22 protein-coding genes and 1 tRNA gene are annotated in these 24662 nt (G+C 70.0%); 5 read left to right on the plus strand and 18 right to left on the minus strand.

Features of this window, described 5'->3' with window-relative positions; translation table 11 throughout:
- Window positions 1-330: 330 nt before the first annotated feature.
- The 12 genes from MWU75_RS15375 to MWU75_RS15430 form a co-directional block, all read right to left on the minus strand.
- Window positions 331-3591 (minus strand): LysM peptidoglycan-binding domain-containing protein, encoded by a 3261-nt coding sequence (locus MWU75_RS15375; protein ID WP_247092415.1) that lies wholly within the window; start codon window positions 3589-3591, stop codon window positions 331-333.
- Window positions 3588-4028: a pilus assembly protein TadG-related protein gene (locus tag MWU75_RS15380; RefSeq protein WP_247092417.1), complete on the minus strand. Its 441-nt coding sequence runs from the start codon at window positions 4026-4028 to the stop codon at window positions 3588-3590. The genes MWU75_RS15375 and MWU75_RS15380 overlap by 4 nt, the downstream gene beginning before the upstream one ends.
- A gap of 8 nt (window positions 4029-4036) precedes the next feature.
- Window positions 4037-4477: a TadE family protein gene (locus MWU75_RS15385; RefSeq protein ID WP_247092419.1), complete on the minus strand. Its 441-nt coding sequence runs from the start codon at window positions 4475-4477 to the stop codon at window positions 4037-4039.
- Complete coding sequence (locus tag MWU75_RS15390; protein ID WP_247092421.1) at window positions 4474-4851, minus strand: TadE/TadG family type IV pilus assembly protein; 378 nt, start codon at window positions 4849-4851, stop codon at window positions 4474-4476. The genes MWU75_RS15385 and MWU75_RS15390 overlap by 4 nt, the downstream gene beginning before the upstream one ends.
- Before the next feature lie 47 nt (window positions 4852-4898).
- A complete protein-coding gene (locus MWU75_RS15395; RefSeq protein WP_247092423.1) occupies window positions 4899-5099 on the minus strand; it encodes a hypothetical protein in 201 nt (66 codons plus the stop codon).
- A gap of 87 nt (window positions 5100-5186) precedes the next feature.
- Window positions 5187-6110: a type II secretion system F family protein gene (locus MWU75_RS15400; RefSeq protein ID WP_247092424.1), complete on the minus strand. Its 924-nt coding sequence runs from the start codon at window positions 6108-6110 to the stop codon at window positions 5187-5189.
- Window positions 6107-6970: a type II secretion system F family protein gene (locus tag MWU75_RS15405; RefSeq protein ID WP_247092433.1), complete on the minus strand. Its 864-nt coding sequence runs from the start codon at window positions 6968-6970 to the stop codon at window positions 6107-6109. Before MWU75_RS15405 ends, MWU75_RS15400 begins: the two co-directional genes overlap by 4 nt.
- Entirely contained in the window at window positions 6967-8586 is a 1620-nt protein-coding gene (locus tag MWU75_RS15410) for an ATPase, T2SS/T4P/T4SS family (protein ID WP_348647790.1), read from the minus strand. Before MWU75_RS15410 ends, MWU75_RS15405 begins: the two co-directional genes overlap by 4 nt.
- Window positions 8583-9395, minus strand: a complete 813-nt coding sequence (locus tag MWU75_RS15415; protein WP_247092435.1) for a hypothetical protein — start codon at window positions 9393-9395, stop codon at window positions 8583-8585. Before MWU75_RS15415 ends, MWU75_RS15410 begins: the two co-directional genes overlap by 4 nt.
- Before the next feature lies 1 nt (window position 9396).
- Entirely contained in the window at window positions 9397-10116 is a 720-nt protein-coding gene (locus MWU75_RS15420) for an SAF domain-containing protein (RefSeq protein WP_247092437.1), read from the minus strand.
- A gap of 72 nt (window positions 10117-10188) precedes the next feature.
- Entirely contained in the window at window positions 10189-11112 is a 924-nt protein-coding gene (locus MWU75_RS15425) for a hypothetical protein (protein WP_247092439.1), read from the minus strand.
- On the minus strand, window positions 11100-11711 hold the full coding sequence (locus MWU75_RS15430) for an alpha/beta hydrolase family protein (RefSeq protein ID WP_247092441.1): 612 nt from the start codon (window positions 11709-11711) through the stop codon (window positions 11100-11102). Before MWU75_RS15430 ends, MWU75_RS15425 begins: the two co-directional genes overlap by 13 nt.
- Before the next feature lie 202 nt (window positions 11712-11913).
- On the opposite strand from MWU75_RS15430, the gene MWU75_RS15435 reads away from it, so the two are divergent.
- Window positions 11914-12153 carry a hypothetical protein gene (locus MWU75_RS15435; protein ID WP_247092444.1) on the plus strand — a complete coding sequence of 80 codons (240 nt, stop codon included), beginning with the start codon at window positions 11914-11916 and terminating at the stop codon, window positions 12151-12153.
- Window positions 12154-12755: 602 nt separating this feature from the next.
- Here the strand turns inward: MWU75_RS15435 and MWU75_RS15440 are convergent.
- The 4 genes from MWU75_RS15440 to MWU75_RS15455 all read right to left on the minus strand — a co-directional run bounded on the left by MWU75_RS15440 (window position 12756) and on the right by MWU75_RS15455 (window position 15418).
- Window positions 12756-13928, minus strand: a complete 1173-nt coding sequence (locus tag MWU75_RS15440) for a site-specific integrase (protein WP_247092446.1) — start codon at window positions 13926-13928, stop codon at window positions 12756-12758.
- Entirely contained in the window at window positions 13925-14224 is a 300-nt protein-coding gene (locus tag MWU75_RS15445) for a helix-turn-helix domain-containing protein (protein ID WP_247092448.1), read from the minus strand. Before MWU75_RS15445 ends, MWU75_RS15440 begins: the two co-directional genes overlap by 4 nt.
- A gap of 153 nt (window positions 14225-14377) precedes the next feature.
- Window positions 14378-14451, minus strand: a tRNA-Val gene (locus MWU75_RS15450).
- A 67-nt stretch (window positions 14452-14518) separates the two neighbouring features.
- Complete coding sequence (locus tag MWU75_RS15455) at window positions 14519-15418, minus strand: aminotransferase class IV (RefSeq protein ID WP_247092450.1); 900 nt, start codon at window positions 15416-15418, stop codon at window positions 14519-14521.
- A gap of 67 nt (window positions 15419-15485) precedes the next feature.
- Here MWU75_RS15455 and pta point away from each other — a divergent pair, with 67 nt between their 5' ends.
- From pta to MWU75_RS15475, 4 genes are all read left to right on the plus strand, one after another.
- Window positions 15486-17552 (plus strand): phosphate acetyltransferase, encoded by a 2067-nt coding sequence (gene pta, locus MWU75_RS15460; RefSeq protein WP_247092452.1) that lies wholly within the window; start codon window positions 15486-15488, stop codon window positions 17550-17552.
- Complete coding sequence (locus MWU75_RS15465) at window positions 17549-18811, plus strand: acetate kinase (RefSeq protein WP_247092454.1); 1263 nt, start codon at window positions 17549-17551, stop codon at window positions 18809-18811. Before pta ends, MWU75_RS15465 begins: the two co-directional genes overlap by 4 nt.
- Window positions 18812-18880: 69 nt before the next feature.
- The gene (locus tag MWU75_RS15470; RefSeq protein WP_247092456.1) at window positions 18881-19669 is read left to right on the plus strand and encodes a hypothetical protein; all 789 of its coding nucleotides are present in this window, start codon (window positions 18881-18883) and stop codon (window positions 19667-19669) included.
- A 6-nt stretch (window positions 19670-19675) separates the two neighbouring features.
- Complete coding sequence (locus tag MWU75_RS15475) at window positions 19676-20569, plus strand: hypothetical protein (protein ID WP_247092458.1); 894 nt, start codon at window positions 19676-19678, stop codon at window positions 20567-20569.
- A gap of 297 nt (window positions 20570-20866) precedes the next feature.
- On the opposite strand, the gene MWU75_RS15480 is transcribed toward MWU75_RS15475, so the two are convergent.
- Together MWU75_RS15480 and MWU75_RS15485 are read right to left on the minus strand one after the other, a co-directional pair.
- A complete protein-coding gene (locus MWU75_RS15480) occupies window positions 20867-21937 on the minus strand; it encodes a tellurite resistance/C4-dicarboxylate transporter family protein (protein WP_247092460.1) in 1071 nt (356 codons plus the stop codon).
- 70 nt (window positions 21938-22007) lie between these two features.
- Window positions 22008-24620: an MMPL family transporter gene (locus MWU75_RS15485; protein ID WP_247092469.1), complete on the minus strand. Its 2613-nt coding sequence runs from the start codon at window positions 24618-24620 to the stop codon at window positions 22008-22010.
- Between the last annotated feature and the right edge of the window lie 42 nt (window positions 24621-24662).

Raw genomic sequence — 24662 nt, forward strand, 5'->3', positions numbered from 1 at the left:
CGAGAAGGTGGTCGAACCCCGCTCCCGGATGCGCCCCCACAGGCCGCCCGGATGCCGCGTTACGCCAATAGGGGCGCGGTATCACCGCAGGTCAGAGCGCGCCCCCATGCGCCCCCGAAGTCACTGCGGGTGACCCTTGCGGTGATCCCTGCGCCGCCGCAGGAGAACAAGGGATGCAGCGCGTCCCGCGCCGAGGGGAAGGTCCGTTGTGGACGGTCCGATGGGGTGTGACGCGACCATCTCAGGCCCTGCTTGCGAGGAGCGGCCCCTGACGCGGAAGGGGACTTCGGGAATGTCGCGTCAGGGGCCGCAGGCCGCGGGGCGAGTGGTTTAAACCGCTTCCTTGCGATCGGCGAGCCAGCCGTGCTCGTCGAGGATCCGCCGGGTCCGTTCGGGCAGGTCTGCCGGTGGGCCGTCTGGGTCGTCGGTGCGGTTGCAGACGTCGTCGCGCAGGATTCGGGTGGCTTCGCTCGGGTGGCCTTCGCGGATGGTGACGGCCGCCAGGTCGAGCGTGGGTATCTCCTCGTGGGGCGCGGCCAGGCTGGCGATCTCGGCCGCGGCCCGGGCACCAGCGAGGTCGCCGGCCTGCAGGTCGTGGGTGACCACGAGGTGCGCGACGTCGACCACAGCACAGGTCATGTGCTGGTCCAGCCGGTCGCCCTCGAACAGCCACGCCCACCCGCCGCGGCGCAACTGGTCGAAGGGTTTCCCCACCACCAGGCGGAGCGCCTGCTTGAGGTCGTTCATCCCTTCGCCCCCTCCTCGAGCCTCACCGCGGGCCCTCAGGCGCCGGAACAGGTCGACGTCGACGAGCAGCCCGCGGACCTGGTAGACGTTGACACCACGCTGCTGGGTTGCGGGGGCGTCCTGGGCGTAAGGGACGTGCAGCTGCCCGTCGGCGTCGTTGCCCAGCCAGTCCCGGCACCGCGCGACGTAGTCGCGGGCCTTGGACTCGCTCAGGTTGAACGCCTCGGCCGTTTCGGCCGCGGTGACACCGCCCGGGCGCAGTCCGAGGTAAGCGAGCAGTTCGGTGAAGTAGGCCTTGCGGTCGGCCATCGGCTTGCCCCACGTCTTGGCCTTCACCGGCCCGAGCAGGGTCAGCTTGGGCACCCGCGCCTGCGGCTCCCACCACGCCGCCAGGTCCTCGTCCAGCCTCGGGTCGGTGTCCACGACCTGCTGCGCGACGTCCAGGTCCACGTGTGGAGAGAGAGTGGCCAGGTCGTCCTTCGTGGTCGCCGCAGCCTCCACGTAGGTCTGGTCGTCCTCGGGCAGGAGCGTGGCGGTCGACCCGGGCCCGACCTGAACTCCTGACGCCCTGGGAGTGGTGTGCTCGGGCAGGATCGCTCCCGCCTGATCGGCCCAGGACCGCCAGCCGCGGTCGTCGTCGTCGTTGGTGGCTGGCGGCATGGGCACGTCCTGCTCGGTCTGGCTCTGCGCGAGGAGAGCCGCGCACCCGGCAGCCTCGTCGGCGGTCAGCCCGACACCGACCAGGTCCAGACCGGCCGCTGGCAGCTGGACCCGACCGTCTGCGGTGGCAACCACCTTCATCGCGTGCTGGCTCGGGTTTCCACCGCGCACGAGGATGGAGGCTCCCGTGCGGCCGGCATGCCCGGAGAGCAGCTGGCTCAGTTGCCCCGCTGCGGCCACCTCGGTGGACTCGGCGTTCAGCAGCACCAGTCGTGCAGGCCAGGTCTCCTCCCCCGTCTGCGCCACACGGGCCGTGACCACGTCAGCCTCGCCGGTCCGGTCGATAACCCCGACCACCTCGGCGACCATATCCTCCAGGTCCTGCGTCGTCGCCTCCCGCAGGCGTGCGGGATTCATCGGGATGACCTCGTGGGCCACGCCCAGGCAGTCCACCCGCACGCCGGCTGACCACGGGTTCACCGCGACCTCGGCAGCCAGGAAGCGCGCCAGGTCCTCCACGTACTCTGGCGCACCTGTCAGGCACACCTCCAGATCCTCCAGGTTGAGCAACCACATGCTCCCGTCGTCGCCTGCACCGATGGAGACAAGGAGAGGGAACGGTGCCGGAGCGTCCTGCACGCGGGGCCCGACCTGCTCCAGGTCCGCGTCCGACGGAAGGAACCAGTGCAGTTGGTCGGCCGACCCGTCCCACGGCTCCCCGAGGTCTGCACCATCCTGCAGGTGCAGGGTCAGCCCGGCCTCGGCCAGTTGCACCGCCACGACAGCCGGCACGCCGACCCCGCTCTCCCGGCACCGGGCGCCGAGCCTGCGCAGCGTCTCGTCGAGCTGCTCGAGGGTCGGCGCGGCCGCGACCCCCTGCGTCTCGATCGTCTTCTCCACCGGGACCAGTGCGGGCTCGGTCGCGGCCAATCCACGCCCTGGTCTGCGGGTGCGGAACCTGGACCTGCGGCGCAGGCCGAGTGCGAGGAACAGCGCGCCTCCCAGCAGCGCGCCGGACCCGACAATGCCCTCCAGCAGCCACGGCGGGGCATCCTCGCGGTCCTCTCCCGCAGCATCGACCTCCTCGTCGGCGCTCATGAATGCGCCTGCGGCGGCATGATCGCGGTCGCCGTCCGCCACCTCCGGTGAGACCGGTTCTGGAGCTGTTGTTCGGAGTTCCGTCCCTACCGCTGTCGCGGCGGCTGGGGACGAGAGCGCGTCCACTCGTGCCAGCGCGGCGTCCTGGTCAGCGTCGTTCGTCTCGGTCGGGGGGACGATTCCGGCATACTCCTCCACCGGTGCTGCTGCTGGCGCCTCGACCGGGTGGTGCCCGGGCAGGGTGAGGCGCCAGCCGGGGTAGATCAGGTCCGGGTCCGCCAGCTGACGCCCGTCGGGTTGCACCGTGTCGTGGGAGGCCCGGTAGATCTGCGGCCATCGTGCGCTGTCGCCGAGGTGGGTGGCCGCGAGGCCGCTGAGGGTGTCACCCTCGACCACGATCACCTGCTTCTCTTCGGCGGCCCGGTCGGCGGGTGCTGGGATCGTCAGTTCCAGGCCGGGGGTGACCCAGTCTGCGCCGGCTGTCAGCTGGTCGCGGTTGAGGTCGAGGATGCGGTGGTACTCGTGGCCCGATCCCAGACGATTCTCTGCGATGGACCAGAGCGTGTCCCCCGGCTGCACCTGGTAGTTGCTTGTTCCTTCGACAGGCTGTTCTGCCTGGTCCGGTGCGGTTGCGTTCTCAGCTGCAGGTGCCTGCGCTGGGGTCGAGATGAGTGCGGCGTGCACCAGCTGCGGGGCCGGCTCGGCAGCAGCCGCGACCATGTTGGGGCCCAGCGGCGCTGCGATGAACAGCGCCAGGGCAGCTGTGACCAGCCCCCGCACCGAGGCTTGCGGGAGGGTCAGCCCGGGCAGGCGGGGCGCGCGGATCCCGCGCAGCTGCCACGCGAGCTCGATCAGGATGCTGACCGCCAGCGCGGCCCATACGAGCCAGCCGAGGATGACCGCGCCGGCCAAGGCCAGGGTCCCGTCGTCGGGGCGTAGCAGCGCGTCCCGGGCCTGGTCCAGTGTGGGCAGGGTATCCGGGAGCGGGTTTCCGCCGACGGCGACCAGCAGCACCGGTAGCCCGATCAGGATGCCGGTCAGGACGAGCAGGGCGCCCAGGCCTTGCAGGGAACGTCGAAGTCTCATTGCTCCACTCCTTGTAGCGACCGGGTGATCCGGGCGTCTGCCGTTCCGGTGGCGCTCAGTCCGCTCACGCCGACGATCGACAGGAACTTGGTCGGGTAGACCGATGTCACTTCCACGCTGATGCTGTCCGGGCCACTTACCGAGGCCGACCCGGTCACCCCAGCCTGGGCCAGGTAGGCCTGCGCCGCGGCTGCGGCCCGTCCGGGATCGGCGATCGCGTCGACCCCCCGGACGCCGGTGGCGACCTCGAGCTGCTGGCCGCCGGCCCGGGCGGCCTCACGCGCGACGCTCCTGGCCTCCTGCATGGCGTGGATGTGGCCGGAGACGTCGACGGCCAGGCCGGCCATCAGCGCGAAGGCGACGGCGATGACCGCGACGAACACGCTGACTGAGCCGCGGTCCTGTAGTTCTCGTGGGCGGCCAGTGACGGATCGCATGACGCTCCTCACCCCTGCCTGCTGCGGTAACTGTCAAGGGGTGAGGACATGGTTGCCTCCAGTGTCCGGTTGCCCGGGATCCCCGGGAAGGACACGTCTGACATGTCGACCACGCAGACGACGCTCACCGAGACCTCCCCCGGGATCCCCGGTCGCAGGGCGAACGCGTTCGTGTCGACGGTCACCGTGCTGGACGCGCAGCGCAGGTCCTGGTTGGCCAGTGACGCGGCAGCGGCCCCGGTCGCGGCACTGCTGGCCTCAACCTCTGACCGCGAGATCGAGGCGGCCCGTGCCGCCTCCGCGGCCGCTGCCTGCACGCCCTGCTGCGCCAGTGCGTACCGGCCGGCGAACACGACTCCGAGGATGAACAGCATGAGGACCGGGGCCAGGATCACGACCTCGACGGCCACTGAACCCCGTTCCCGGAACAGCTGAACCTGACGGATCATCCGGTGATCCTCTCCACCGGAAAACTGGCCGACTGGGTGACCGTCGGGTTCCAGAACGGGACCAGTGCCTGTGCCTGGCCGGTGACGGTGATGGTGGCGGTCACCGGCGACCGGGAGCCTGTCACTGCGGGGTTGACCACGACGCCGTCGCCGGCGTCGGCCACGAAGCTGCTCGCGGCCGCGAGGCCCGCCCCCACGCTCGAGTCCTCGGCAGCGGCGACCCGTGCCCCGTCTGTGGCTGCACCGAGCGCTACGGCTCGGGCGTGCCAGAACAGGCCGCCCTGGACGAGGGCTAGCAGCAACAGGAAGACCAGGGGCAGCAGGATGACGGTCTCGACCGAGCTCGAACCGCGGTCTCGGGGTTCGGTGCGCAACGAGCGCTCCTGACCCCGGTCCCGTAGACCGAGCAGCCTGACCATGATCAGGTCAGACCGTTGAGCTTGCCCGTCGCCCAGGCGGTGAGCAGGCCGATGATCAGGGTGGCCAGGCCGAACAGGCCGAGGGCGATGACGACGGTCTCGACGGAGATCGAACCCTTGTCGCGTCGGGCAGTCAGCTCATCGCGCAGGTGACGGGCCTGGGTCGCGGCCCAGACGCTGAGGTTAAGGGTGGACTTCTTCACGGTGTACTCCTTCGTTGCCATTGGTGAAGGTCGGTGTGTGGTTCTCGGAACTTTGCCCCCGTGGGCTGCTGGGTCGTTGATCCGTGGTCAACCCCCCAGCATCCGAAGGAACTGAGGGCTGAGGAGGATGACCAGGAAGATGAGGGCGAGCAGGGTCATCGGAAGGGTCATGCGTTCGCTGACCTCGTTGGCCCTGGCCTTCTGAGCGGACAGGATCGCCCCGCGCATGCTGGCTGCGCGGGCCTTGAGCTGGGGGTAGATCCTGCCCCCGTCCTCACCAGAGAGGCGCATGATGTCGGCCAGCTCGTGCAGGTCCGGTATATCGAGCTCGTCGCCCAGGCCGCGCAGCGCGTCCCACGGGGTGAGGCCGGACCAGCGGGTGCGGGCCAACTCCTCGCGCAGCCTCTGGAAGATCCACGAGTCACCCACGAGGGCGGCCGCCTGCATCGCCTGCCGTGGGCCTGACCCTGCGGCCATCTCTAGGGTCACCAGGTCCACGAACGCGCCCAAGGACCGGGAGAACTCGACCCTGGCCTGGGCCGCGTCGCTGCGGACGTTGTAGTCGGGGATGAACCACAGCACGACCGCGAGGACCAGCGAGGCAAGCACGGGAACGTAGAAGGGAACGTCGAAGGAGAAGATCAACGCCAGCGAAGTAGCCGGGCCGGCAATGAGCCCGATGAAGGCGTAAAGGAGCTTCTCCCCGTAGAACCGGGGCAGGGTGATCCCCTGGACGGCCAGGTCGCTCGCTCGCACTCTCCCCCAGATCACGGCCGGCAGGTGTCGTGCACCCCAGCCGCCGAACACGTCCCGCACATCCTTCTCGGCGGCGTCGACGGGTTCCTGCGTGGCCGCCACCCGGGCCCGCTGCGCCTCGCGCGCGCCGGTCGGGGACAACCTGGCCAGTGTCTGTCCCAGGTCCGGCCGTGCCGGTACCACCTGGAACAGCAGCAGTGCCAGCCCAAGGCCGACCAGCGCCCCGGAAGCGATGAGGAGCTGCAGGGTGGTCATCGGGCCGCTTCCGCCCGGACGGTAGCGCCGATGAAACGCGGCATCGGCCTGCCCTGCGCCATCTTCTGCAGCCAGACCAGCAGCCCAACATAGAGACCCAGGTAGGACAGGAGCAGCACCTGACCGAACGGGGTGCTGTAGGGGGCGATGTAGTCCCCGGACAGCGCCAGGAATGCGAGCACCCCTAGGGTGATCATCGTGATGAGCCGGGCGTTGCTGCGCGGCTTGGCCCGGTCTGCCTCGATGTCGCGGCGGTTCTTCACGTCCTCGGCGACCGAGGCGGCCAGGTTCTCCAGCACCGCTGCCAGTCCGCCGCCGCGCCGGTTCGCAGCCAGCAGCAGGTTGGAGGCGATGAGGTCCCCGGTGGCGTCGTCGAGGTCGTCGGCGAAGGCGCGCAACGCGTCCTGGGTCGCCCACCGTGCCCTCAACCTTCCGGTCAACCGGGTGACCTCGGGCCTGATCGCTTCCGGGGTCGAGCGCAGGGAACGGATCAGGGCCTGCTCCAGCCCGATGCCGGCGCCCAGGGTGCCGGCCAGGGTGCGAACCCACTCCTCCATGGCCTCGACCCGCTCGATCTCCCGCCGGGCTGGTGGCGCGCTGAGCAGGACGGGGACACCGACCAGCGCGAGGGGTGCGATCACGACCGCGACCAACCACCCGGTGATCAGGGCGATGAGTCCACCGACGGCGACGCCGACACCCAGCAGCGCCTTGGTGCGCTGTCCTAGTACGAGATTGCGCCCTTGTCCGCGGCGTCGAGCTCGCGGTGGCGGCACGGGGCGGCGCAAGAGTCCCAGCACGACCAGCAGCAGGCCGCCGACGATCAGCGCACCAGCCACGGCGACCACCAGGGTAGTCACGAGGTGCCTCCCTGCTCCTGCTCGGCCGCGTAGGCGGCCAGGTCGAAGCCGAACCGGGCCAGGTCCCGGTAGTCGTCGGGCAGGACGTGCGCCCGGGCGAACAGTGCCCCGGGCTCGGCCTTGAACACATGGGTGGTGGCCCACCCCCGGTACTCCTCGCCCGGGGCGACGGTGATGATCTCCGACAGGTACCGGGTGACCCGGGAGGTCCCGTCCGGCAGCGACTGGACATGTCGGGTCACGTGAGCGATGACGTCGATAGAGTCGGCCAGCGCAAGCTTGGCGTAGTCGTGGGTCGCGTGATGCCCGGACTTCATGATGGCCTGCACCAGCTTGCCCAGCGCCCCGACCGCGTTACGCGCGTGCGTCGTGGAGATCGACCCGGCCCCCGACGACATCGCGGTCAGCATCGCCTCGACCTCTGGGCCGCGGACCTCGCCGACGATCTGCCGGTTGAGGTTCATCCGGAAACTCGAACGCAGTGCCTCCTCCAGCGTGTACTCCCCGGCCTGCCGACCGTCCGGCCCCACCTCCCCGGAACCTGGACGCGCCTCATACGCGTGCACGTAGGGGTGCCGTTCGGGCATCTGGTGCAGGTGCAGCTCGTACTCGGTCTCGAAGGTTCCGATGACCTCGTTGCGGGGGATCTCGTTGCACAGCCCCCGCACCATCGTCGTCTTCCCGGCGTTCTGGTCCCCGGAGACCACGACGGACCGCCCGGACCGGATGACCGCGGCCAGGAACGAAGCGGCCAGCGGGGTCAACATGTCCAGGTCGACCAGGTCCTCCAGGGACACCTCCCTGAGGCGGTGGCGCCGGATGTTGACCTGCGGCCGGGGCGTGACCCACGCCTGGGCCGCCAACCGGGCCCCGCCGTCCAGGCGCAGGTCCAGGCTGGGATGGGACGGCGAGAAGGGCCTGGCGTTGACCTCGGACCGGGACGCCACGAAGGACAGAAAGTCCACCAGCTCTTGGTCCGACTCCGCGACCGCCGGTGCCGGCACCTGACGACCGCCGGTGAGCTCCACGAAGACACTGTCGTGACCGAAGATCATGATGTTCTCCACGTCCGGGTCGTCCACCAGCGGCTGCAACCGTCCCAGCCCGAACACCGCGTCGTACACGGCTCGCGCCAGTGCGTCCTGCGTTGCGACGTCCCAGACGGCCCCGCCGGCCCGCAGCGCCTCGGTGGCCTCCCGACGCAGGAGTTCTACGATGATCGCCCGCCCTCGCTCCTGCTGCGCCTCCCGGTCCTCCTCCCCCACCGGGTTTCCCTCCTGGCTAAGCCGGTCCGCGGCCTGCTGGCGCAGGCTGGCCACCAACGCCCAGTCCAGGTCTGCCGGCGTCCACCCGTGCTCACCCGCCCAGCGCACGTCCCTGGTCTGCAGGGGCACGACGTTCGTGCTGGGGCGACGGGAATCGCCCGGCTCACCGCCAGAACGGTCCTGGGCATCAGCCCGGCCGCCATCCAGCGTGAACGCCCCGCGGCGCCGACCGCGCGCAGCACTGGGGGGTGCGCCGTGCCGGGGCGTCTCGGGCGTGGTGAACAGCGGCAGGCTGGACGGGTCGGCGCTCCCGGTCCCCGTGGGTTGCTCCTCGAACTCCTCGATGCTCACGTCTGCACCTGCTCCAGGTCGTGCGAGTTGTCAGCGATGTCATGGGAGATGTCCGCGATCGCCTTCCGCGCCGCGTCATCGAGGGTCCGCAGGCTGCGCACGAGCCTGCTCGAGGCCAGCCGCCTCGTCTGCGCACCGGCGGAGAACACTGCCGCGGTCCTCGGGTTCCAGTCCAGGCTTGCCAGAATTGGGTCCCGCCCGCCGCACGCCTCGGCCAGGACCTTGCCCACCTCACCGCGGGTGTAGGGCCGTCCCGCCCCGACCAGGACGACACCCAGACCAGCCCCCCCGACCGTCTCCAGCTCCGAGTGCAGGGTGGCCAGCCACGAGCGCACCGTCGACAGCGCGACCAGGTCGCTGCGGCAAACCACCAACGACAGGTCCGAGCCATACAGCAGCGGCGTCGCCGACCCTTCCAGGCCGAGCCGGCCCAGGTCGATGATCGCGTCCTGCCCCGTGCCCTCCAGTGCCTTCAGCGCGCCGAGCAGGGGCTCCCACAGCCCGCCCAGGGCCCGGGCCTGAGTGTGGGACCGGGTTCCCGGCAGCAGCCCCACCTGCGAGTCGGACAACGCCATCGTCAATGTGGGAAGCACCGCCCTCAGCGACCCGTGCTGCTGCGCCGACCACAGCTCCAGGAGCGCGTCAGGCGGGACCATCTGACCCTGCAGGTAGCCGGCCAGCACGGCCGACCCGCCGGTGGGATCGGCATCGAGCAGGATCGTGCGGCGGGCCCTGGACAGCGCCCACCCCACCGCGGTCGTCGTCACCCCAGGAGACCCGGCGGCCGACGCCAACGTGATCACCGCCATCTCAGTCCCCTTCCCTGCTGTCCAGCACCAGCGCGACCCGCCCCGCTGACGCCCATTGGGCAAGGTCCGCGGCCCGACCTTCCGGAACCAGCACCGAGACCACGGTCTCTGTCGCGAACTCCACCGGCGGCGTGCTCACCGCCACCACCTCGGCCGGGAACAGGGTGCCCGCGGCCTCGAACGCCGCCGGGTCGCCGGCCTGGCCGGGTGTGGCCACGATCCGCACGCTGTCCCCGACCTGCAGCGGCTGTCCCGGCATCAGGGCAGGTGTCAGGGCCAGACCGACCACCGAGGACCCCTGCCCCGGGACGACCTCGGCGGTGACAGCCTCGCGGGTGAGCAGACTCCCCGCGCTCAGGTCACGCGCCGCCCGCTGACCCACGAACCCCTCGATCTCGTTGCCCGCCACCAGCTGCAGGGCCGGATCCGGGTTCACCCGCACCATGACCAGGTCACCAGCCCCGATGACCTCGCCTCGCATCACGGTCTCCCGCACCGCGAGCGCCTCGATCGCCTCACTGTTCGACAGGTAGACCCACACAGCGGCCAGCGCACCGATGATGACCAACGCCAGACCGGCCAGTGCCAGCAGGGGGCTGCGCCGCAGTTTCGGAGGAGCCGCTACAGCGGCGGCCTGCTCAGATGGTGGGGCCGTTGTGGTGTTAGGTGCGTTACGTGCGGGCGCTCCCCCGGAGGTGGCGTCGGCTTCTTTCCTCTTCACGTCCTGCTACTCCCCTTCTTCGGGACTCTTGAGGTTCCCCTCCCGAGTCGCCGGATCACCGGCACTTACGGCCTACTGGCTCAGCACCTGCACCTCCCCCATCACGATCTGCCCGTCCTGCGTGAAGTCCATCTCGATGGTCCCGGCCTGCCCGAGGCCGGACCAGTCGATCACCCAGTAGGACGTCGCTGACACCGTGTAACGCCCTTGCTCGGTGTAGCGGTGCCCGCAGTCCGGGCTGTCCGCGTCGAGGTAGGCGTCCTGGTACTCGGTGCCGGGCGTCGTGCAGGTCACCACGGTCCCATCGCCCATGTCCCACTCGATCCGGTCCACCTGCGCAGTGGCCGTCACCGACCACGGCCCCGAGGTCGCAGTACGCGTGATCGGCCCCCAGGTCGATCCGCTCACGTCGTTGACCCACATCCATGTGGGCAGACCCAGCAGACCGACTCGATCGGCTCCCTGCTCCGGCACGATCCCGATCTCGATCGCATGCAGGTCCATCGTCTCGATCGCACCGCGTGCCAGTTCCTCCGGGTCCGGAGGAGCACCCCACGGCGGTGAGGGCGCCCACCGGGCAACCGTGTCCGCCGGGAAAGGGTCGGACAGAGTCACGCCCCGGGAGCACCAGAAGATCGCGCCATCCTCCCGTCCACTCCAGACGGGGTCGGTCCAGGGCGGCTGTGGCTCGGCGTACTTGGTGTAGCAGGCCCAGTCGTAGGACCAGTACCAGTCGCCCACGATGCACGGGTACTCATCCCCGGTCAGGAAGTCCTCACAGATAGCATCGCCAGGCTCGCCCCCTCCCCCACCCCCGCCGCCCGGTGGGTCATAGCTCGGCGGCGGCGGGGGGACGTAGATGAGGCACTGACCCGTGACAGGGCTGACCTCGCGGCACTCCGGCTCGGCCTGAGCCGCCGGCGCGCTGGCCAGTGCCGCCAAGGATGACGCGAGGACCATGACCAGCGCGCACCACAGGACGGTCAGCCGTCGCATGGCTCATTCCGGTTCGTGTCCTCGACGATGTACCAACCCTGCTCTGCAGAGTCGTCACGTTGCAGGACGTAGTCTTGTAACGTCTGGTCGAGCCGATCCTCCGCCAGGATCGAATTGCCGTTCTCGTCGACCGCCTCAACGGCTGAGACATCTAGGCACGCCACCACCTCTGCTGCCTGCCCGTCGACCAAGACCTCGATCACCTCAACCTCCATCTGCCCGCTGAAGGTGACACCTTGAGCCTCGGCCGCCATGACCTCAGTCACCCACTTCTCACGGGCGGTGTCCCTGGAAAACGGGTAGATCCCCTCCACCGAGTCATCCCCGTTGAAGGCGCTACTCAATGCTCCGGTGTAGAGCTGTAGCGTTTCCTTGATGTCCGCCTGGTCCTGCTCTTCGGCGGACAGCTCGGGTTCTGCGGTGGTTGTCTGTTCGTCGTCATCGGGGGGCGGTGGCTGGGTGACCGGAGCCGACTCACTGGTTGACGGTGCCGGCTGGCTCGCCGGGGTCGGCTCCTCGGCGTCACCGTTGCAGGCCGTAAGGCCGATGCTGGCAGCGAGCATGAGACCGACGGCCTGAACGCGGGTGCGTGTTCCCATTGGGCAAACCTCCTTCACTCCACCCAAGGCGGGTCGGGGCACCTCGGGGGTCTCATCCGTCGTTGGATGGCACATTACCACTATGTCTAATGCACCACTTGAGTGAAGCCCCCGTGTCGCGAAGCCCGTTCGTTTTCGACCCTAGCCTCCCCCTCTCCTCCATTGGGCGGCTCCAAGGTAAAGGTTTGGCAAGGGGTCTTAGGTGGGGCGGCTGGCCCCGGTGATCCGCCTGCTCGCCTCGATGGAATCGACCAGCCGAGGCACGGATACCCGCAGCGCGGTCGCCACCGGCTCGAGCATCCGCGCCGGCGGGACCGACTTGAACTCCCCGGACTCCCACCTGCGGATGGTCGTCAACGAGACCGAGGATGCCGCCGCCAGCGCACGCCGCGACATCCCGCTCGCGACTCTCAGCTCCGCAAAGGTCACCCGCTCAGACTGACGGGCGAGGAGTTCGCCCGGGTCGACACCAAGGACCTCAGCAAGGCGCCTGAGCGTCTTCGGGTGAGGCACCGACGCGGCGGTCTCCCATGCCGAGACCGCCGGTGCGCCCTGCACACCAACGCGCACCGACAACTCGTGCTGCGACCAGCCTTTAGCCACCCTCAGCTCTCGGAGCCTGGCGACATCGAGCGGCACGCGCGCGTAGCGCTTGGTCGTTGAGCCACTCGTGTCATCCACGCCTACGGATAATAGAGGGGGGCAACCCACGACAGCGCGGCGCCACGTCATCGTTGGCGCCGTCGGCTGGACGAGCGCCGGTCGAAGCAGGCCGAGCCGGTCCACGACGGTTCGTCGGCGTCTTCGACGACCATGCATGCATATGCTCCGGCGCCCACCTTGTCTTGCGACAGTGGTTTCGACCAGGCGAAGTTCGAGAGCATCGAGTCCCAGTGCGAACTGTGCGGCCGGTTCGGCGCGTGCCGGACACCGCTGCCCGTCACGGTTCACCGTGCAGCCAGGACGCCACGTGCAGCGCCGCCCCATGCTGGCGGCGGCCCGTGCCGGCCCGGGGTGGGTGCTGCGCCGAGTGGAGTAGTAGTCCTAGTCCTCGTTCACCGCACGCAGGTCGGCCCGTCCCCAGCCCTCCATGGCGTCCCGGACGAACCCGAGCTCCCCAGGGTTTAGGTGCGTGTAGATGGCCTCGGTGACAATCGAGGACTCGTGACCGGCCAGCCTTGCAGCCTGGTATGGCGACAGGTGGGCGCGCTGCATCCACATCGTGACGGCAGTGTGGCGCAACGTGTGTGGGGTCGGAGCGGACCGGCCGTCAGCCAGCTTGTCCAGTCCGGCCTTGGCCACCGCCTCGTTGAAGACCCGGGTGCGGAAATTGTCCTGTCCCAAGACTGCCCCCCGTGGCCCGGTGAAGAGAGGACTGTGCTGGGACAGCCTCCGCTGCGCGATCATGGCCCGCAGCCGCTCGCACGTCCGGGCCGTCAGCGTCGGCACGGTGCGGTACCCGGCCTTCGACTTCGGCGGTCCGACCTCCCCGGTCTTCTTCCGTGACTTGGTGACGGTGACCCGACCATGGTCCAGGTCGACGTCGGCAACGGTGAGCGCTGAGACCTCCCCGATGCGCAGGCCGGTCTCGGCGATGAACGGCACCAGGATGGCCCAGTACTCATCCATGGCACTCTCCAGGGCGATCAGTTCGGCCACTGACAGGGCGTAACGTTCCGTCTTCTTCCCAGAGTGACGGCGACCCCGCCGGGTCATCTTCGAACGCGGGTTGACCGTGAGCAGTCCCTCGGCCACGGCGTCCTGCAGACAGGCCGAAACCTGCTCGAGCGCCTTTCCGGAGTGGGAGTCGGACAGGCCCTTGTTCTGCAGCATGTCGGCGTGCATCGTCTGCAGGTGGGATGCCCTGATGTCACTCAACCGCAGCGACCCGATGGCCGGGAGGATGTGGTTTCGGGCCAGCGACTCATACCCCTTGCGGGTGGAGGGGAGCAGGTCACGCGGCTCCATCCACCGGTTCCACCACGACATGAAGGTCATGTGCCTGGTGACGGCCTCCTCTCCGCGGCCGTTGAGGATGCTGAGCCTGAATTCCTCCGCCTCCTCGGCGGTGTCGAACGTGGCCACCTGGCGTCGACCGGCCCCGTCTGTCCAGCGGAATCGGTAGACGACCCGGCCTGTGCGGTAGGTGAACTGACCGACTCCGGGGGAGAGTCTGCGCGCTCGGCCCGCCGACTTCGGTTTCTGCTTGGGCTTCACGAGACTGCTCCGTCGGTGCCGTGGATCCGGGGGCGTCCGGCGGGGGCTCGCGTGACGCCCGTGGTCGGCTGCACGTGCGGTGGCTCGTCCGTGTGGGTCTCATAGTGCGCGTCAGCCAGGAAGTCGGCGACGTGGGCGGGGTCGAAGCGCAGCTCGCGGCCAATGACGTAGTGCTCGATCCGGCGTTCGTGTGTGAGCCGGTAGACGTACTTGACCGGCTTGCCGAGGTAGGCGGCGAGCTGGGGTGCGGTCCACAGCTCGCGCGGGATCACCGGCGTCTGAGGTCGCGCGTTCATGCGAGTCCCTAGGCGCCGGACCACACGAACCGGGTGCCAAAAATGAGCCGAAACTGGGCCTGCTGGTATGCAAGTGGTATTTATTCGATCCGGCCGGGCCGCGTGCGTGGGGTGATTCTGCGTGTTTCCGCAGGTCAGACGCTTGAGAGTGGGTGGACGTGAAGGGACTCGAACCCCTGACCTCTCGCGTGTGAAGCGAGCGCTCTAACCAGCTGAGCTACACGTCCTGATGCGGCGGTTACCTTAACCCGCCGCGGCCGACCCATCCTAATCCGTGGGGCGGCGGATTCCGTGTCAGGGGTCCATCCGCTCCCGACCAAGCCGGGCGAAGATCTCGGCGGCGCGGGCGGTGACCGGACCGGGCTCGGTGCCGAGGTCCCGGTCGGCCAGGTCGACGGCCGGCAGGTCACCGGCGAGGGTCTGCTGCGCGGGCACGACAAGGATCGCACCGATGGCCTGCACATCCCGGGTGCTGGAGGTCAGGAAGGCCTCCTCCGCCTCGGCGAGCACGGACAGCGGCATGGCCTCCTCACGCACCTCCAGCCCCTCCTCACGGCACCACTCGATCGTCAGCGCCCGGGTGATCCCGGCCAGCGGGCCTGCCTCCAGCGGCGGCGTCCAGATGACGCCGTCGCGCACCACGAAGATGTTGGAGCCGGTGCCCTCGCACAGCTCCCCCGCACCGTTGGCGAAGATCGCCTCGGTCCCGCCCACCGCCTTGGCCGCGGCCAGGGCGACGACGTTCTCGGCATACGAGGTCGTCTTGAGCCCGACCGTCGCGGCGCGCTCGTTGCGGATCCACGGCACCACGCCGACGGTCGTCACCGCGGCGGGAAGGGGCTGATCCCCGGCCGTGACGATGTAGGTCATCGGCCCGTCCAACCGGTCCGAGCCGAGCGGTCCCCGCCCACCGGTCACGGTGTAGCGCAACCGCCCGAAGGCGATCGGCTCGTCCGCCAGCACCGCCTGGATCCCCTCCTCGACCCGAGCGCGGTCCAGCGGGGCAAGCCCGAGGCCAGCCAGCGACCGGTCCATCCGGTCGTGGTGCCTCGTCTTGGCGAACACCTCACCGTCGATGATCTTCGCGGTCTCGAAGACACCGTCACCGACAGTGACGCCGTGGTCCAGCGCGGCGATCGCCGGCCCGTCGTCCACGCGCCTGCCATCCACCCACACCCTGATCTCAGAACCCATGGGACCCAGAATCTCACGGAACGCCCAGCCCGTGCCCCGATGGCCCGGACCGGCTAGGTTCGTGTTCGTGACCACGAGCCTGTACCTGGCCTCCGCGGAGTCCCGCTCCGGCAAGTCCGCCGTGGCCCTGGGCATCCTGGAGCAGCTGACTCGCCTCGGCGGCCGGGTCGGGGTGTTCCGACCGATCGTCCAGGGCGACGTGCCGGACCCCCTCCTGCACCTGCTGCTGCCCCGGGCCTCCTCACCCGTGGGCGCGGATCAGGCGGTCGGGGTCACCTACGACCGCGTTCACGCGGACGCCGAGGGAGCCGTGGGCGAGATCGTCAACCGCTTCCACGAGTATGCCGAGGCGCACGACACCGTGCTGGTGATCGGGTCCGACTTCACCGACATCCCGGGACCTACGGAGTTCTCGGTCAACGCCCGGATCGCGGCCAACATCGGTGCGCCGCTGATCCTCGTGGTCCCGGCCATCGACCGGACGCCGGAGGACGTGGCCACCGCGGCCTCCCTAACCGTCCACGAGGCCCGCACCCAGCACGCGGATGTCCTGGCGATCATCGCCAACCGGGTCGCCCACGACCTCACCGACGCCACCCGCGCGGTGCTCGCGGAGCACCTGCCGGACCACACGGCATACGTCCTGCCCGCCAACGCGGTGCTGGCCGCGCCCACCGTGCGCGACCTGATGTCCGCCATCGACGGCCAGCTCCTGATCGGCGAGGAAGCGCTGCTCGACCAGGAGGCCATGAGCCTCATCGTGGCGGGGATGACGATGCCCAACGTCCTCGAGCGGCTCACGGACGGGGGCGTCGTGATCTGTCCGGCGGACCGTGAGGAGGTGCTGCTCGCGGCGCTCCAGGCCCACCGGGCCAGCACCTTCCCGGCGCTGTCCGGGATCGTCCTCAACGGCGGCTTCCCGCTCAGCCCGCAGGTCAGCCGACTGGTGGAGGGGCTCGAGGTCCAGCTCCCGGTCGTGACCACGACCTACGGCACCTTCACCACGGCCACGCGCTGCTACGGCGCGCGCCCACGGATCGCCCCGGGCTCCCACCGCAAGATCGAGGAGGCGGTGGGCGTGGTCAGCGAGCACCTCGACGTCCCGGCGCTCCTCCCCCAGGCCACCGCCCGCAGCTCCGGCATCGTCACGCCGCTGATGTTCGAGCACCGCCTGACCGAGTGGGCGCGTGACGCCGCGGCGACCGTGGTCCTGCCCGAGGGACTCGAGGAGCGGATCCTGCGTGCGGCCGACCACCTGCTCGCCCGCGGCGTCGCGGACCTGATCCTGCTCGGCCCCGAGGCCGAGATCCGCGACCGGGCCGCCACCCTGGGGCTGCGGATCGAGGCGGCCACCTGCGTCGATCCTCAGACCGACCCGCGCCGCGAGACCTACGCCGAGACGTATGCCGGGCTGCGCGCCCACAAGGGGGTTACCCTCGACCAGGCGCACGACACGGTCGTCGACCCGTCCTACTTCGGCACCCTCATGGTGCTCGACGGCGCCGCCGACGGCATGGTGTCCGGCTCGATCACCACCACGGCCCACACCATCCGCCCCGCGCTCGAGGTGATCCGCACCGTCGAGGGCGTCTCGGTCGTCTCCTCGGTCTTCTTCATGTGCCTGGCCGACCAGGTCCTCGTCTACGGCGACTGCGCGATCAACCCGGACCCGACCGCCGAGCAGCTGGCCGACATCGCCATCTCATCCTCGCGCACGGCCGCGCAGTTCGGCGTCGAGCCGCGCGTGGCGATGCTGTCCTACTCCACCGGCGGCTCGGGCACCGGCGCCGACGTGGACAAGGTCCGCCGCGCCACCGAGCTGGTCCGCGAGCTGGCACCCGACCTGTCCGTCGAGGGCCCGATCCAGTACGACGCCGCCGTCGATGCCGCGGTCGCCGCGACCAAATTGAAGGACTCCCAGGTCGCGGGTCGGGCGACGGTCCTGATCTTCCCCGACCTCAACACCGGCAACAACACCTACAAGGCGGTCCAGCGCAGCGCCCAGGCGGTCGCCGTCGGCCCCGTGCTGCAGGGTCTGCGCAAACCGGTCAACGACCTGTCGCGCGGTGCCACGGTCCGGGACATCGTCAACACCGTCGCCATCACCGCGATCCAGGCCAGGCAGGGACGATGAGTATGCCGGACGCCCAGGACGGCGCGCCCGTCACCGACGGCGCCGGGTCACCCGCCGAGGCGGCCGGTCAGCGGCCGGTCCTGGTGATCAACGCCGGGTCCTCCTCGCTGAAGTACCAGCTGGTCGTGGCCGGATCCGGCACCTCGCTGGCCACCGGGCTCATCGAGCGCATCGGCCTCGACGAAGGTCGCGCGACGCACACGGTCGATGGCCAGGGGCACGTCCTGGAGCAGGAGATCCCCGACCACACCGCGGCCTTCGAGGTGCTGACCGCACAGTTCCGAGACCACGGACCCGACCTCCAGGAAGCGGCGCCGGTCGCCATCGGCCACCGGGTGGTCCACGGCGGCGCCAAGTTCGCCTCCACCGTGCTGATCGACGACGAGGTGCTCAAGACCCTGCGCCGCCTCGTGCCACTCGCGCCACTGCACAACCCGGGCAACATCGCCGGGATCGAGGTGGCCCTGGAGACCTTCCCGGACCTGCCGCAGGTCGCCGTCTTCGACACGGCCTTCCACCAGTCCATGCCGCCGGCGGCCTACACCTACGCGATCCCGCTGTCGTGGCGGCAGACCTTCAACATCCGCTCCTACGGCTTCCACGGCACCTCGCACTCCTATGTCTCCCGCCGGACGGCCGAGCTGCTCGGCACCCCGCTGGAGGAGACCAACGTCGTCGTGCTGCACCTGGGCAACGGGGCCAGCGCGTGCGCGGTCGAGGGCGGACGGAGCGTGGACACGTCCATGGGGCTGAGCCCGCTGGGCGGTCTGGTCATGGGCACCCGGCCGGGCGACCTCGACCCCGGGCTCCCCGCCCACATGTCGCGGGTCAGCGGCATGACCCTGCCCGAGTTCGACCACGCCCTCAACAAGGAGTCGGGCCTGAAGGCCCTGGCCGGCAGCAGCGACTTCCGGGAGGTCATGGATCTGCGGGACTCCGGCGACCCGGACGCCGAGCTCGCCTTCGACGTCGTCGTCCACCGGCTGGTGCGGCACCTGGGTGCCCTCGCCCTCGTGCTCGGCCGGCTCGACGCCGTCGCCTTCACCGCGGGCATCGGGGAGAACAGCCCCGAGCTGCGGGCCGCCGTGCTGGGGCGGGCCGGCCTGCTCGGGGTCGAGCTCGACGAGCAGGCCAACGCCGGCGCTCGCGGGGAGACCCGGATCAGCACGCCGGACAGCGCAGTGGCAGCGTTCGTGGTGCCCACGAACGAGGAGTGGGAGATCGCGCTGGAAGCCGCGCGGCTGCTGGCGAACCATTGACGCGGTTGCCGGGGCGTAGGACATTGGGGACCAGCAACCACGTGCGGTGACCGACCGAGGGAGGTCGTGATGACCAGCACCACCGGCGCACGCTGGCTGATCAGTTGCGTGTCCGTGATCGCTCTTCTCGGCGGGTGTGGTGCACCGGAGACCACCGGACCCGACCCGGATCCCACCACCGACTCGACGACGTCCTTCGAGCCCACCACCGAGACCTTCACGGAGCCGGAGACGGAGGACCCGGACGAGACTGAGGACCCCGACGGCGGCGGGGAGGATGAGGTGGCGGTCAACCTGCCCGGCCTCCCGATCGGCGGGTTCCACGAGGTCGACCCGACCGACCCCACCCTGCGGTGCGTGGTGATCAACTGGAGCGGGCCGCCGGATCTCGTCCCCCCGGAGGTCAACCTGGAAGTCACGGACGTCACGGTCGAGCCGTCCAACGCCTACACCTGGTCGGCCGACGGCTGCGGTTCCTTCGGTCCGTGCCTGCACTCCCCCGGCGTCTTCGACGCTGGTGGGCAGTGCGGTGTCCGGGTGGACCAGGTGGCGGCCGCGCCCGACGGCCTCGGGGTTCTCTCCGTGGTCGGCGCCACGATCACGTGCGCGCCGGACGCGGCCGAGGTCTGCGCGGAGTTCACCACGGCGGTCGAGGCCTCCCCGCCCGACGACGTCGAGTGGGACGACGCGCTGGACAGGTGGGTGTCGACCAACGACGACGACACCACCACCGGTCCCACCAGTGACGCGGACCCCACGGATGAGACGGATCCCACCGACGACGCGGATCCGACCGAGGATGGGGATCCCACCGATGAGACCGATCCCACGAGTGACACCTCCGTGTCTACCGGTTAGGCCGTCATGGCCGACCAGGAGCCACAGACCGACCCCTCGGTGCTCGACCACCTCACCAGATGGTTGGGCGTGGGGACCAGCATCATCGCGCCGGTGACCCTCCTCACCGCCCTGCTGTTCTACTTCGGCTACGTCTCCTCGCGTGCACAGTTCCGCTACTTCGGGCTCGACGTGGACACGGTCGGCCTGTCGACCAACGACTTCGTGATGCGCAGTCCGCAGGTGCTCCTCGTGCCGTTGCTGGTCGTCGCGCTCACCGCCATCGCGCTGCTGCTGGTCCACCTACGGCTGCGTCGCCACCCACCGTCGGCGAGCTGGGTCGGGCGGGCCATGGTGCTGGCGCTGGTGTGCCTCGGGGCCGGACTCGTCCTGATGCTCGGGTTCACCTGGTTCGGGCGGTGGGCGGTCTACGCCCTGGTGACGCCTCTTCTGATCGGTGTCGGGACCGCCGCCCTCGCCTACCTGTTCTGGATGCCTGGGGCACCCGCCTGGCTGCGACGCCCGGCGGACGATCGAGCCGGCTGGGTGCGGCCCGGGGTGACCGCCCTGGCCCTAGTCGTCGTGGCCACGACCATGTTCTGGGCGACGGCGACGCTCGCGGAGTGGACCGGGCGCGGCAACGCGATGGAGACCGCACGCCACCTGGACGAGCTGCCTGCCGTCATCCTCGACACGCCGAGTCGCCTCTACCTGACCGACGGCATCGTCCAGGAGACGGCGCTGCCCGTCGAAGGCACCGAGGGCTTCCGCTACCGCTACCGGGGCTTCCGGCTGCTGATCCAGGGCGAGGACCAGATGTTCCTCGTGCCCGAGCAGTGGTCAGCGAGCAACTCCACCCTCGTGGTCCCGGCCGACGGCACCGTGCGGGTGCAGTTCCGGTTCGTGAACCGGGCCCCATGACCGGGCCATCACCCGCGATGCGTACGAGCCACGACAAGAGTTGGAAGAGCCCGTGAGGTCCGTGCGTGGCACGGGGGCGCGGTGGACGATACCGCGCCATCCTCACGGGCTCCGGTGACTGAGTTGTTCTCCGCGTCACCCGTCCGGGTTCTGGCCGCTGCCGAGGCAGGGAGGCCAGGCGAAGGCCGAGCTCAGCGCTCAGCCACCTCACGCGTCCGATAGATACTCACAGGTCGGACCACCTCCCTTCTCGTGTACCCCCGAATCTATGTCGCGAGCTCGCCGGGGACAAGAGGTTTATGCGACCGGGGTGCTCTCGACGGGCCGCGGCGGCAGGAAGACCGTGATGAGGACGTGGCGCAGCATGGCGATCAGCACGATGAGCAGCACCCCGAAGGCGAGCCAGAGCTCGACCCGGCCGATCCACCCGACCAGCGGCAGTTCATCGGCCTGCCCCAGATAGATGCCGGCCACGGCGTACATCCCCAGCGGGAAGACCATGCTCCACAGCGTCGCCTCGTAGCGCAGTGGCACCCGGTGCAGCCAGTGCCGCCACAGCCCGACGGCGAAGAGCACCGGGATCAGCCAGGTGGCGAAGGCCCAGAACATGACCGAGAGTCCGGCCACCAGGCCGCGGGTCGCGTCGACCATCGGTGCCGCGGCCATCTCCACGATCCGGGCACCGGCCAGCACGGTGATCGCGCAGGCGCCCATCGCCACCCAGTAGGGCGGGTTGAGGTCCTCCGGGCGCAGCTCATACAGCAGCATGCGCAGCGCCACCAGCACGCCGGCCGCGACGTAGAGGAAGACCCCGACCGACCACGCCACGACGGCCAGCACGGACAACCCTTGCGTGGCTGTCGCGCTCACCGGCTCCAGGGTGGCGGCGGCGACCGCCACGGACTGGCTGGCCACGACCCAGATGAACCAGGTGCCGTTCGCGTTGGCCACGACGGGACGGGCGACCTTGCCCAGGACCGCGGTCCAGGGCACGACATAGCCCATCACCGCCCACGCCGTCGCGGTGAGGGCCAGGAAGACTGCGGTGATCGTGTGGAAACCCTCCATGAACAGCCGGACCCCCAGCACGTTGGTGCCCGCCACGTAGGTGAAGTAGCCGAAGGCGCGCTTGGGATCGAGAAAGTCCTCGGCCATCGCGCGTCGGAACCGCAGGAAGCGCAGGACCGTCAGCCCGCCCAGGATCACGAAGGCGGCCACGCACACCCCCAGCAGCACCCGGGAGAGAGTGACGAAGCCCTCGAGTGCCAAGCCAACCGACACGATGCCGCTACCCATCACGAGAGCGAAGTAGCCGGGTGTGAGCCCCTCGACGGCGACGTCGAAGCGGTGCGTCAGGTCGGAGGCCACACCCAGACCGTAGCCGCGACCGGGTCGGCTGACCAGCGCCTCGGGGATAGAAGGATTCTCGCGAGGCGGGTCAGCCCGGGGTGTGCGCGGTCTCCTTGTCGGCCTCCGTCACCACCGGCGTGCCGTCGTCACCCGGTATGACGTCAACGTCACCGTCGGGGTAGGTGTCGACACCCAGGGAACGCTCCAGCTTGGCGCCCTCGACATCCATCTCCGGCAGGATCCGGTCCAGCCAGCGCGGCAGGAACCAGGCCTTCTCGCCCAGCAGCGAGAGCACGGCCGGAGTCAGGGTCATCCGGACCAGGAAGGCGTCCACGAGCACCCCGATGGCCAGGCCCAGCCCGATCGGGCGCACCATGGCCAGGTGGGCGAAGACGAAGCCGCCGAAGACCGAGATCATGATGATCGCCGCGGCCGTCACCACGCGGGCGCTGTGGTTGAAGCCGCTGACCACGGCGCGGCGGGCGTCCTCACCGTGCACGTGCGCCTCGCGCATGGCCGTCACGAGGAAGACCTGGTAGTCCATGGCCAGGCCAAACAGGACGCCGATCAGGATGATCGGCAGGAAGCTGAGGATCGGTCCCGGCTCGTGCACCCCGAAGAAGGCGCTGCCCACGCCCCACTGGTAGACCGCGACCACGACACCGAACGCCGCCGCGATCGAGAGCAGGAAGCCGGCCGTCGCCAGCACCGGCACCAGGAGGGAGCGGAAGACCAGGAGCAGCAGGATGAGCGAGAGGCCGACGACCACGACGAGGTAGATCGGCAGCACGTCACCCAGCTGCTGGGAGATGTCGATGTTGGCCACGGTCTGGCCGGTGAAGCCCAGCTCGGCGCCGTGCTCCTGCCCGATCTGGGTGGCGGAGTTGTCCAGGTTGCCGACGAGGTCGACTGTGCCCTGGTCGGCGGGGCCGGCCTCGGGGACGATCTGGAAGGCGAGCGTCGAGCGGTCCTCGCTGATCCCGATGGGCACGACCGACTGGGCGCCCGGCACGTTCGTCAGGTCCTCTCCGATGCCGACCTGGACCTCCATCAGCGCCCGGTCGGTGCCGGCGATCGGCTCCTCCATCTCCGCTACGGCCACGATCGGGCCGTTGGCGCCGGCGCCGAAGTGCTCGCGGGTCAGGTCGTAGGCGATGTAGGCCGTCGAGTCCTCCGGCTCGGAGGACCCGTCGGGCAGGCCGAGCCTGATGTCGAGCGCCGGGAAGGCCAGCAGCCCCACGATGACCAGCACGCCGGCGACGGCCGCCCAGGGACGCCGCTGCACCCAGGCGGCCCACCCGCGGTCGCTCCGGTCAACCGAGGCGTGCTGCCCCACCTCGCGCCGGCGACCAAGGACCCGGTCGCCCATGAGGGAGAGGAGTGCCGGCGTCAGGGTGATCGCCAGGACCACTGCGACGAGGACGGTGCCGGCGGCCACCAGACCCATCACGCCCAGGAACGGGATGCCGGTCACCACCAGCGCCGCCAGCGCGATGAAGACGGTCAGGCCGGCGAACACGACCGCGTTGCCTGAGGTCCCGGTCGCCAGGGCGATCGAGTCCTTCAGGGCCATCCCCTGCTGCAGCTGGGTGCGGTGCCGGTTGATGAGGAATAGGGAGTAGTCGATGCCGACCGCCAGGCCGAGCATCAGGGCCAGGGCGGGTGTCGCACTGTTCATGTCGACGAACTGGGTCAGCGCCATCGCGCCGCCCACGCCGACCCCGACGCCGACCAGCGCCATCAGCAGCGGCAGACCGGCGGCGAGGAAACCTCCGAGCATGACCAGCAGGACGATCGCGGCGACCGCGATGCCGATGGCCTCCGTGGCGCCGACGACGCTGGAGATGTCCTGCACGATCGCCTGGGAGTAGAAGACCTCGACGCCGGTCCCCTCCAGCTGGGTGCCGAGGTCCTGCAGCTCGTGCCCGATGGCGGGGTCGAGCGAGGCGCCGCTCATCTCGAACTGCAGCTGCGCGAGGGCCACGGTGCCGTCCTCGGACACGAAGCGCATCCCGTCGCTGAGGTGGGCCAGTCGCTCACCGAGCGACAGTTCCTCCTCTCCGGCGTTCAGCTCCGCAGCCCCCGCCTCCAGCTGCGCGGCACCCTCGTCCAGCTCGGCCTGCCCCGCCTCCAGCTGCTCACGGGCCTCGGCGAGCTGCGCCTCTGCCTCGGCCACCGTCTCCGGCGGCAGCGCGTCCCGGTTCTCCTCCAGGGCGGCCAGCCCGCCCTCATACTGCGCCCAGCCGTTGTCGATCTCCTGCTGGCCGGCGCGGATCTCCGCCCAGCCGCCGGCCAGGTCGGCGCGTCCCTGCTCGAGCTGCTCCCGGGCGTCGGTGAGCTGCTGCGCCGAGCCCTCGAGCTGCTCCTGGGTCTCGAACGGGTTGACGACGGCCTCGACGCCGTCGACCTGCTGCCACTGGGCGAGCAGGTCATCGACGGCCGCCCGCTCGTCGCCGGAGAACCCGTCCTCGGAGGTGAACACCACCGACCCGCTGGCACCGGCGGCCTCGGGCAGCGCGGCCTCCAGGTCGGCCAGGACCTGCTCGAAGCGCGAGCCGGGGATGCTGAACTCGTTGCTCAACGGCTTCATCAGCGTCGCCGCTGCGGTCCCCGCGGTGGCCATGATCAGGACCCAGGCGACGATGGTGCGCCACGGGTGGTCGGCGCACCAGCGCCCCAGTCGGTGCAGGAAGGAAGCCACGCTCGTCCTCTCGGTGACCGGACCGCGTCCGGTGTCTCTCAT

Source organism: Ornithinimicrobium sp. F0845, from assembly GCF_023015765.1.
GTDB lineage: Bacteria > Actinomycetota > Actinomycetes > Actinomycetales > Dermatophilaceae > Ornithinicoccus.